This is a genomic window from Bradyrhizobium sp. NBAIM01 (assembly GCF_020194115.1).
Taxonomy (GTDB): Bacteria; Pseudomonadota; Alphaproteobacteria; order Rhizobiales; family Xanthobacteraceae; genus Bradyrhizobium; species Bradyrhizobium yuanmingense.
On record NZ_JADYVU010000007.1, the window covers coordinates 193,937 to 203,084 of the forward strand.

At 65.4% G+C, this 9,148-nt stretch carries 11 protein-coding genes; 10 read left to right on the forward strand and 1 reads right to left on the reverse strand.

Annotation, left to right across the window (positions count from 1 at the left end; genetic code table 11):
• The first annotated feature begins 38 nt into the window (after positions 1 to 38).
• From I6F31_RS23150 to I6F31_RS23175, 6 genes are read left to right on the forward strand one after another with little or no spacing between them, the layout of a single operon-like run.
• Positions 39 to 1,004 (forward strand): tripartite tricarboxylate transporter substrate binding protein, encoded by a 966-nt coding sequence (locus I6F31_RS23150; RefSeq protein ID WP_057027821.1) that lies wholly within the window; start codon positions 39 to 41, stop codon positions 1,002 to 1,004.
• A 3-nt stretch (positions 1,005 to 1,007) separates the two neighbouring features.
• Positions 1,008 to 1,625 carry a flavin reductase family protein gene (locus I6F31_RS23155; RefSeq protein ID WP_036026965.1) on the forward strand — a complete coding sequence of 206 codons (618 nt, stop codon included), beginning with the start codon at positions 1,008 to 1,010 and terminating at the stop codon, positions 1,623 to 1,625.
• 51 nt (positions 1,626 to 1,676) lie between these two features.
• The gene (locus I6F31_RS23160) at positions 1,677 to 2,537 is read left to right on the forward strand and encodes a fumarylacetoacetate hydrolase family protein (RefSeq protein WP_225147314.1); all 861 of its coding nucleotides are present in this window, start codon (positions 1,677 to 1,679) and stop codon (positions 2,535 to 2,537) included.
• 4 nt (positions 2,538 to 2,541) lie between these two features.
• Positions 2,542 to 3,345: a 2-oxo-hept-4-ene-1,7-dioate hydratase gene (hpaH, locus tag I6F31_RS23165; RefSeq protein WP_225147315.1), complete on the forward strand. Its 804-nt coding sequence runs from the start codon at positions 2,542 to 2,544 to the stop codon at positions 3,343 to 3,345.
• Positions 3,346 to 3,370: 25 nt separating this feature from the next.
• A complete protein-coding gene (locus I6F31_RS23170; RefSeq protein ID WP_225133946.1) occupies positions 3,371 to 3,766 on the forward strand; it encodes a RidA family protein in 396 nt (131 codons plus the stop codon).
• Positions 3,767 to 3,778: 12 nt separating this feature from the next.
• On the forward strand, positions 3,779 to 4,654 hold the full coding sequence (locus I6F31_RS23175) for an amidohydrolase family protein (RefSeq protein ID WP_225147316.1): 876 nt from the start codon (positions 3,779 to 3,781) through the stop codon (positions 4,652 to 4,654).
• 187 nt (positions 4,655 to 4,841) lie between these two features.
• Here the strand turns inward: I6F31_RS23175 and I6F31_RS23180 are convergent, their stop codons facing one another.
• Positions 4,842 to 5,849 carry an LLM class flavin-dependent oxidoreductase gene (locus I6F31_RS23180; RefSeq protein ID WP_036026975.1) on the reverse strand — a complete coding sequence of 336 codons (1,008 nt, stop codon included), beginning with the start codon at positions 5,847 to 5,849 and terminating at the stop codon, positions 4,842 to 4,844.
• 252 nt (positions 5,850 to 6,101) lie between these two features.
• On the opposite strand from I6F31_RS23180, the gene I6F31_RS23185 reads away from it, so the two are divergent.
• The 4 genes from I6F31_RS23185 (at position 6,102) to I6F31_RS23200 (ending at position 9,116) form a co-directional block, all read left to right on the forward strand.
• Positions 6,102 to 6,605, forward strand: coding sequence for a twin-arginine translocation pathway signal (locus I6F31_RS23185; protein ID WP_036014379.1), 504 nt, complete (start codon positions 6,102 to 6,104; stop codon positions 6,603 to 6,605).
• A gap of 13 nt (positions 6,606 to 6,618) precedes the next feature.
• The gene (locus I6F31_RS23190) at positions 6,619 to 7,257 is read left to right on the forward strand and encodes a ferric reductase-like transmembrane domain-containing protein (RefSeq protein ID WP_225186159.1); all 639 of its coding nucleotides are present in this window, start codon (positions 6,619 to 6,621) and stop codon (positions 7,255 to 7,257) included.
• Between the two features lie 320 nt (positions 7,258 to 7,577).
• Positions 7,578 to 8,366: a class I SAM-dependent methyltransferase gene (locus tag I6F31_RS23195; protein WP_225186160.1), complete on the forward strand. Its 789-nt coding sequence runs from the start codon at positions 7,578 to 7,580 to the stop codon at positions 8,364 to 8,366.
• 273 nt (positions 8,367 to 8,639) lie between these two features.
• A complete protein-coding gene (locus tag I6F31_RS23200; RefSeq protein WP_036014373.1) occupies positions 8,640 to 9,116 on the forward strand; it encodes a cyclic nucleotide-binding domain-containing protein in 477 nt (158 codons plus the stop codon).
• Positions 9,117 to 9,148 lie beyond the last annotated feature (32 nt).

The following is a 9,148-nucleotide window of genomic DNA, read 5'->3' on the forward strand; positions in this document are numbered from 1 at the left end:
GCCCGATATGGAATTGGAAGCGCCGCCGGGAGGTTAACATGAGATTAATCTGGATTGCCATCGCTGCAGCAGCCGCAATGTTGGCGGGACCCGCCTCCGGCCAGCAATGGCCGGCGCGCAACGTCAAGCTGATCGTGCCCTATCCCGCCGGCGGCAATGTCGACAGCGCCGCGCGCATCGTCGCCGACAAGCTCCAGGAGAAGCTCGGCCAACCCTTCGTCATCGAGAACAAGGCCGGCGCCGGCGGCATGATCGCGGGCGAAGCCTTCGCCAAGTCGGCGCCCGACGGCTACACGCTGTTCGTCGGCGCCAACGGCCCGGTGCTGTTCGCGACCGAGATCAACAAGCGCGACGCCTATAATTGGAAGAAGGACTTTCTCCCGATCTCGACGATCTCGATGACGCCGCTGGTGCTCGAGGTTCATCCCTCGGTGCAGGCGACCACGCTCAAGGAGTTTCTCGACCTCGCCAAGCGCGAGCCCGGCAAGCTGACCATGGCCTCGCCCGGCCCCGGCACCACCAACCATCTGCTTAGCGAGCTGATGCAGTCGAATCTCGGCCTGCAATGGGTCACCGCGCATTATCGCGGCAATGCGCCGGCCATCAACGATCTCCTGGGCGGTCAGGTGCAGTTCGCCTTCGACCAGCTCACGGTCAGCCTCCAGCACATCAAGGCCGGCCTGTTCCGCGCGCTCGCCGTCACCTCACCGCATCGATTGAAATCGCTGCCCGACGTGCCGACCTTCGCCGAGCTCGGCTACAAGGACTTCGACGGCCAGACCTTCACCGGCCTGTTCGCGCCCGCTGGCACGCCTGCGCCCATCGTCGAGAAGCTGCACGAGACGCTGGTCGCGATCCTCAAGGACCCTGCCATTGCGGACAAGTTCGAGAAGCTCGGCGGCGAAGCCACGCCGATGACGCCGGCCGAGTTCAAGGCTTATCTCGAGCGCGAGGACGCCAAGTGGATTCCGGTGGTGCGCAAGGCCAATATCAGGGCGGATTGATCGATGCGGATCGATCCGACCGAGCTCGGCGCCGAGCGCATCTACCGCCTGATGACCGGCATCGTGGTGCCGCGCCCGATCGCCTGGGTGACGAGCCTGTCAGCTACGGGCGTGCTCAATCTCGCTCCGTTCAGCGCCTTCACCTTCGTCTCGCAGAAGCCGCCGATGCTCGCCATCAGCGTCGGCCGCAAGGGCGCTGACTACAAGGACACCGCGCACAACATCCTCGACACCGAGGAATATGTGATCCACATCGCGGATACGCCGCTGATGAATGCCGTGCACGACTCATCGGTCGAGCATCCGCCTGAAATCAGCGAGGTGGAGCATCTCGGCCTGGAGACGCTCGCGAGCGAGCGCATCAAGGTGCCGCGGCTCGCTGCCGCCCCGGTCGCGATGGAGTGCCGCTTCCGGCAGTGCCTCGAATTCGGTGACGCCAAGAGCCGGCTCATCGTCGGCGAGGTCGTGCTGTTCCATTTGCGCGACGGTCTCGTCAACGACGGCAAGGTCGAGACCAGGGCGCTCGATCCGATCGCGCGCATCGGCGGCCCGCGCTACGCCCGCCTCGGCGAGATCGTGACGCTGGGCAGCGTCTTCCAGACTCCCAAGTCGAAAGACTGAGCGCGCGGGCCTCATCGCCGGCCGCCGCCCCAAGATCATCGGAGGAATACAATGCGACTGCTGAGCTATCTCCTGGACGGCGAGGCGCGCTACGGCGCGGCCGTGGACGGCGGCGTGGTCGATCTGACCAGGCGCATCGGCCGCGACTATTCGGACGTGAAGGCGCTGATCGCGGCCAACGCACTCGCCGATGCGCAGGAGGCCGTCGCGGGGCAAAAGCCGGATCATGCGCTGGACAAGCTCGTCCTGTTGCCGCCGGTGCTGGCGCCGGAGAAGCTCTGGTGCATCGGCGTCAATTACGCCGAGCGCAATGCGGAGTATAAAGACGATTCCGACCTGCCCAAATATCCCAGCCTGTTCGTGCGCAGCATGTCCTCGATGACGGGCTCCGGCCAGCCGATCGAGAAGCCGAAGGTTTCGGACCAGCTCGACTATGAAGGCGAGCTCGTCATCGTGGTCGGGCAGGGCGGCCGCCACATTCCGCGCGAAAAAGCGTGGTCGCACATCTTCGGCATGACACTGTGCAATGAGGGCACGATCCGCGACTGGCTGCGCCACGGCAAGTTCAACGTCACGCAGGGCAAGAATTTTGATCGCTCCGGCAGCATCGGCCCGTGGATCGTGACGTCTGACGAGCTCGACCCGCGCGGGCCTCACGACATCGTCACACGCGTGAACGGCGAAGTGCGGCAGCAGGACACCACCGAGCGGTTGATGTTCCCGTTCGACTTCCTGATCTCCTATCTCTCGACCTTCGCCACCCTCAAGCCCGGCGACATGATTGTGACAGGCACGCCGACCGGCGCGGGTGCGCGGTTCGATCCGCCACGCTGGCTCAGGGACGGCGACGTCGTCGAGGTCGAGTCCAGCGGCATCGGCGTGCTGCGCAACACCGTGGCGGCGGAGCAGTAAAACGATGCTGGATTCCGCCACGATCGAACGCCTCGCCGCCCGGCTCGATGAAGCCGAGCGAACCAAGACGCTGATCCCGATGTTCACCAAGGACTATCCGGAGTTCAGCATCGAGGATGCCTACGCGGTCCAGCGCGCCTGGACGAAACTCCAGCTCGGCCGCGGCCGAATCATCAAGGGCCACAAAATCGGTCTGACCTCGAAGGCGATGCAGAACGCGGTCGGCATCAACGAGCCCGATTACGGCGTGCTGTTCGCCGACATGTTTTACCCCGATGCCACGCCTGTTCCGTTCGACCGCTTCCACGCGCCGCGCATCGAGGTCGAGCTCGCCTTCGTGCTGAAGGCGCCGCTGCGCGGGCCCGATTGCACCATTTTCGACGTGCTCAACGCCACCGACTACGTCACGCCTGCGCTGGAGATTCTGGAGACACGCATGCACCGCGTCGACCCCGAGACGGGCAGGACCCGCAAGGTGATGGACACGATCTCGGACAACGCGGCCAATGCCGCGCTGGTGCTCGGCGGCCGGCCGATCCGCCCGATGGATGCGGACCTGCGCTGGATCGGCGCATTGCTGTTCCGCAACGGCGAGGTCGAGGAAACCGGCCTTGCCGCCGGCGTGCTCAATCACCCCGCCAACGGCATCGCCTGGCTCGCCAACCGCCTCGCACCGCATGACGAGCATCTCAAAGCCGGCGAGGTCGTGCTGGCGGGATCGTTCACGCGTCCCGTCGACATCCGCCGCGGCGACACCTTCCATGCCGATTACGGCGCCTTCGGCTCGGTGTCATGCCAGTTCGTCTGAAGCAATAACAAGCAGGGAGCGCACCATGAGTGGTCAAACGCGGCGCAGGAGCATCCACATCGGCGGCTTCAAGCACGTCAACCCGATTCCGAACGCCTGCCGCATCGGCAATCTCGTGATGTCCGGCGTCATCCTCGGCCGCGATCCCGCGACCAATGCGATGCCCGAAAGCCTGGATGCCCAATGCGCCAACATGTTCGCGCATATGAAGGCGACGGTGGAGGCCGCCGGCGGCTCGACCTCCGACATCATCAAGATGACGGTGTGGCTGAAGGACCGCTCGCAGCGCGGCCCTGTGAATGTCGAGTGGTTGAAGATGTTTCCGGACGAGCATTCGCGCCCCGCGCGCCACGCGCTGCCGATGGACAACATGGATGGCGGCGCCCTGGTCCAATGCGATTTCACCGCTGTGATCGACTGAGGGAGCGCTTGCATGCCGACCTATCTGCCGTTCGACCCCAACCCGCGCCGCCCGATCAAGGCGCCGCCGCCAAAGACCATCGACAGCCAGTTCCACGTGCTGGGGCCGATCGACAAATATCCGGAGCGTCCCGGCGCCGCCTATCGGATGCCGACCGCGACCTGGGAAGCGGCGCTGCGCATGCACAAGACGCTCGGCATCGAGCGCGGCATCATCGTGCAGACCACGACCTACGGCGCGGATCATGCCGTCGTGCTCGACGGCCTTGCCGCGATGGGCCCGAACTATCGCGGCTGCGCCAATGCGCTGGTGTTCGCGGAAGCCAGCGACGCCTATCTCGCAAAACTGCATGATGCCGGCGTGCGCGGCGCGCGCTTCAGCTTCCGCCAGGAGCTCGGCGCCGTGCTGTCGGACGCCGATTTCGCCCGCGCCATCGCCCGCATCCGCGAGCTCGGCTGGTACGTCAAGATCCAGCCGGAGAAGGACGGCATCGTCTCGAGCGTCGCCAAATACGAGAACCTCGACGTGCCCGTGCTGATCGACCACATGGCGCGGCCTGACCCCGAGGCCGGCAGGAACGATCCGAATCTGCGCAAGATGCTGGAGCTGCTCGCCAAGGGCAATTTCTGGGTCATGCTCTCGCTCGGCGAGAAGACCTCGAAGACCGGCGCGCCTTACGACGACGTGATCCCGATCGCGCGCGCCTATATCGAGGCCGCTCCCGACCGCTGCGTCTGGGCCAGCGACTGGCCGCATCCGGTCTCGGTGAAGCAGCCGCCGAACGATGCCGATCTGTTAGAGCTGATGTACCGTTACGCGCCCGACCAGGCGGAGCTGGAGAAGATCCTGGTGCACAATCCGGCCAAGCTGTTCGGCTTTGCGGATTAGGGCATGAGAGGATTGGGCTGAGCAGCTCGCCACGCGCGCGGTGCGCTCCCTCTCCCGCGTGCGGGAGAGGGTCGGGGTGAGGACTCTTTCCTCTAGGGGATTGTCCCATTGCGGAGACACCCTCTCCCCAACCCTCCCCCGCAAGCGGGGGAGGGAGCGCACCTTCATCGCCGCGACAATCGGGCCCTCACCCCACCGGCTGCTTCGCGAGCCTATCCCGCACCTCCGCTGCGATCTCGAACGAGCGCAGCCGTGCCGTGTGGTCGTAGATCTGCCCCGTCGTCATCAATTCGTCCGCGCCGGTTTCAGTGATCAGCGCCTTCAGCTTCGCTTCGACCACATCGGGCGACCCGACCGCTGAGCATGACAGCGCTTGCGCAACGCCGGCCTTCTCCGCCGGCGACCACAACGCGTCCATGTCCTCCACCGGCGGCGGCAGCGGCCCCGGCGTGCCGCGGCGCAGGTTGATGAATTGCTGCTGCAGCGAGGAGAACATCCGCTGTGCCTCTTCATCGCTGTCGGCCGCGAACACGTTGACGCCGATCATCGCATAGGGCTTGTCGAGCTGCGCCGAGGGCTCGAAGCGCGCACGATATTCGCGCAGCGCCGGCATCATCATCTGCGGTGCGAAATGCGAGGCGAACGCGAAGGGCAGGCCGAGCATTGCCGCCAGCTGCGCGCCAAAGGTGCTCGATCCCAAGATCCACAACGGTACCTTGGTCCCCATGCCGGGCACGGCGCGGATCGCCTGGTTCGGCTGCACGTCGCCGAGCAGCGCCTGCAGCTCCAGCACGTCATGCGGAAAGTTCTCGGACGTGGTGGCGAGGTCGCGCCGCAGCGCCCGCGCGGTGAACTGGTCGGTGCCCGGCGCCCGGCCGAGCCCGAGATCGATCCGCCCGGGATAGAGCGATTCCAGCGTGCCGAACTGCTCGGCGATGACGAGCGGCGAGTGGTTCGGCAGCATGATCCCGCCGGAGCCGACGCGGATCGTTTTCGTTCCGCCCGCGATGTGGCCGATCACTACCGACGTCGCCGCGCTGGCGATGCCCGTCATGTTGTGATGCTCGGCCAGCCAGAACCGCTTGAAGCCCCACGTCTCGGCATGCCGGGCCAGATCGAGCGAATTGCGGAACGCCTGCGACGCGTCGCCGCCCTGGCAGATGGGGGCGAGGTCGAGCACGGAGAAGGGGATCATGGGAGGGCTGCCGGTGTGGAGGGGCCGCGTGACGGTGCGCGCTTGCAGGACACACATGTAGTGGCAGCGCGCCGAATAGGTAGAGCACTTGCGGGCCCCTCTTGTCAGTTCATCTGAGAGATGCACGCCGCGAAGACGGCCGTTCACAACACTGTTATTGCAGGCCCTGGCGCCCCTCGCGCCAACTGGGCGTTTTACACCTGGTATTGTAGCTTGCGGGAAGCAGCTGCGCTGCTGCCAGGAGGAACTGACATGACCACGGTCGTCTTCACCCGCCGCAACCTCCTCGCTGCCGGCGGCTCCGTCCTCGCAACGGGCCTTCTGGCAACCGGCGCTTCCGGCGTCCTGCTGCCCGCCCGTGCGAGCGGCCTCGCACCGACCGAGTCGATGTCGGGCGGCGCGAACAATTACCGCAAGGGCGCGGCGATCGTGGAGCGGATCGGCAAGGGCGGTTTCTGGATGAGCGGCACCGTGCGCCGCGCCGGCGACGGGGCTCCGCTGGCCGGGCAGCGCATCCAGATCTGGGCGCACACCGTCGAAGGGCGGGAGCACGAGCCGCAGAGCCACGGCGCAACGCTCACCGACAAGGACGGCAGGTTCCGGCTGGAGATGCCGCAGATCATTCCGATCTTCGGCCAGCCGCACGGCCACCTCGCCTATGACAGCGGCGAGTTCAAGACCGTCTTCCTGCGGCCGGTGATGCGGAGCGCCAAGGAGACCAGCCTGGAGGCGCACTTCGTGCTGCAGCCGGCTTGAACCCGACTTGCAGATGACGCGATGGAGATCGGCCCGGGCGCCCCTGATCTGGGGCGCCCTTGGCTTGGCGATCGGCGTGCCGGTTGCGCTTGCTGCGGCCAGCGAGCAGCTGGCATGGCGCGATCCTGTCTACATTATCGCCGGCTTCGCCGGGATCATCGCCCTCGGTCTCCTGCTCGTGCAGCCCTTGCTGATCGGCGGCTACCTGCCGCGATTGTCGGCCTATCGCGGCAGGCGCGCCCATCACTGGATCGGCGGCGCGCTTGCTCTCGCGATTCTGATCCACGTCGCCGGCCTCTGGATCACCAGCCCGCCCGACATGGTGGACGCACTGACCTTCTCATCGCCGACGCCGTTCTCTCCCTTCGGCGTGATCGCGATGTGGGCCATCTTCGCGGTTGCGTTCCTGGCTCTGCTGCGAAGGCGGTTGGGATTGCGGCCGCGAACCTGGCGCATCATCCATATTCCCCTCGCCATCGTCATCGTCGCAGGTAGCGTGGTCCATTGCCTGCTGATCGAGGGGACGATGGAGACGATCTCCAAGGTGGCACTCTGTGCGCTCGTCCTCGCGGCGGCCGTGAAAGTCATGATTGACCTGCAGGTGTGGCGGAAGCGACAGGCGCCGCGCGGGGAGAATGTCGCACGGCAATAATCCGGCGGATCTGGTCAGCTCCAGGACTTCCCCAGGGGCTATCGCATTTGGGAGTTTTCCCTGCGGCCATCCTTCGAGACGCCCGCTTTGGGCGGGCTCCTCAGGATGAGGGTGGAGTGCGCGGCAGCAAATTTCAACGAGCACTGATGCTGATTAGCCTCATCCTGAGGAGGCGCGTCAGCGCCGTCTCGAAGGACGAGGCGTGCGCGCTGGCCGCTGGTACGAGTCATCTGCGATAACCTGGGGACTTCCCCAGTCCCATCTCTTGTGCGCAGAATGGCGCGCGCCAAGCATCGTCATCGGGCCGGGAGGATCTCGACATGGCAGAGCAGACCATTCGCTTCGACGATGGTGCCGCCTACGAGCAGATGATGGGAATCTGGAGCCGGTTCGCAGGCGAGATATTCCTTGATTGGCTGGCACCTCCTACCGGCTTGCGGTGGATCGACATCGGCTGCGGCAACGGCGCCTTCACTGAACTCCTGGTCGAGCGCTGCAACCCCGCCGAGGTCCAGGGCATTGACCCCTCGGCCGAGCAGCTTGCTTTTGCGCGCACACGACCTGCGGCGCGCGTGGCAAAGTTTCACCAGGGCGATGCGATGGCACTTCCTTTCGCCGACGCCAGCTTCGACGCGGCCGTGATGGCGTTGGTTCTCGTATTCGTTCCGGATCCCGCCAGGGGCGTCAGCGAAATGGTGCGGGTCGTTGTCCCCGGCGGTGCGGTCATGACGTATATGTGGGACATGTTGGGCGGCGGCTTTCCGCTCGACCCGATCTACGACGAGATGAAGGCGATGGGCATTCCGGCAACGCGCCCGCCGCGGATGGACGCCTCTCGCATGGAAGCGTTGCGAGACCTGTGGCGAGGAGCAGGTCTCGAGGACGTGCAAACGCGAGAGATTACGGTGCAACGGACGTTTTCAGGTTTCGATGACTTCTGGGCAATCAGTCTGAAGTCCCCCGCGCTCCGGCCTTCCGTTGCCGCCATGAGGCCCGCGGACGTCGAGACCCTCATCGCGCGGGTGCGTGCGGGCCTGCCGGCGCATGCGGACGGCCGCATCACCTGCACTGCGCGCGCGCACGCGATCACGGGGCGCCGGCCCAAATAGCTCGCACTGTGCGGCCCGTAGGATGGATAGAGCACTTGCGAAACCCATCATCTTCGCCACCGCACGAGTCTGATGGGTTTCGCTGCGCGCGGCAGTGGTCCAGAGTCGAGAGGTGAAATCTCTCGCCGCGTCATTGCGAGGAGCCCTTGCGACGAAGCAATCCAGACTGTTTCCGCGGACACATTCCTGGATTGCTTCGCTACGCTCGCAATGACGGAACCTGGCTGCACCGCTTAGCTTGCCGCAGCCTTCGACCGGGCGTAACCTCGCGCAATGCTCGTCACGTCCCCCGATCTGAAAGCGTTCCTGCTGGCGACGCCGTTCTTCGGCGGGCTTTCGGAGGCAGGCCTCGACCTCTTGATCTCGATGCTGGTCGAGCGCCGCTTCGAGGCCGACGCGACCGTTGTGGCCGAGGGCGAGCCGGGACGTTCGATGTTCATCGTCAAGTCCGGCCGGCTGGCGGTGAGCAAACGCACGCATGCGGGCAGGGTCATCCCGATATCGCGTTTGGAGCCTGGCGATTTCTTCGGCGAGATGACGCTGATCGAAATGCAGAACCGCTCCGCCACTGTTATCGCGGAGGCGCCGACCGTGCTGTACGAGCTGACGGCCCAAAAGCTCTATGCCTGCTACAAGGCCGACATCCACGCCTACGTGATCGTTCTGCAGAACATCAATCGCGAGCTATGCCGGCGGTTGCGCCGTTCGGACGACCGCTTCGCAGCACTGCAAATGAATGGCGACCATTGATGGTGCGCAGTGCGCAGGATGGGTAGAGCCCT

Bases quoted from the DNA above. Each gene is read 5' to 3' on its own strand.
- I6F31_RS23150 (WP_057027821.1), top strand. From the start codon at position 39: ATGAGATTAATCTGGATTGCCATCGCTGCAGCAGCCGCAATGTTGGCG.
- I6F31_RS23175 (WP_225147316.1), top strand. From the start codon at position 3,779: ATGCCGACCTATCTGCCGTTCGACCCCAACCCGCGCCGCCCGATCAAG.
- I6F31_RS23190 (WP_225186159.1), top strand. From the start codon at position 6,619: ATGACGCGATGGAGATCGGCCCGGGCGCCCCTGATCTGGGGCGCCCTT.
- I6F31_RS23155 (WP_036026965.1), top strand. From the start codon at position 1,008: ATGCGGATCGATCCGACCGAGCTCGGCGCCGAGCGCATCTACCGCCTG.
- I6F31_RS23160 (WP_225147314.1), top strand. From the start codon at position 1,677: ATGCGACTGCTGAGCTATCTCCTGGACGGCGAGGCGCGCTACGGCGCG.
- I6F31_RS23195 (WP_225186160.1), top strand. From the start codon at position 7,578: ATGGCAGAGCAGACCATTCGCTTCGACGATGGTGCCGCCTACGAGCAG.
- hpaH (WP_225147315.1), top strand. From the start codon at position 2,542: ATGCTGGATTCCGCCACGATCGAACGCCTCGCCGCCCGGCTCGATGAA.
- I6F31_RS23180 (WP_036026975.1), bottom strand. From the start codon at position 5,849: ATGATCCCCTTCTCCGTGCTCGACCTCGCCCCCATCTGCCAGGGCGGC.
- I6F31_RS23185 (WP_036014379.1), top strand. From the start codon at position 6,102: ATGACCACGGTCGTCTTCACCCGCCGCAACCTCCTCGCTGCCGGCGGC.
- I6F31_RS23200 (WP_036014373.1), top strand. From the start codon at position 8,640: ATGCTCGTCACGTCCCCCGATCTGAAAGCGTTCCTGCTGGCGACGCCG.
- I6F31_RS23170 (WP_225133946.1), top strand. From the start codon at position 3,371: ATGAGTGGTCAAACGCGGCGCAGGAGCATCCACATCGGCGGCTTCAAG.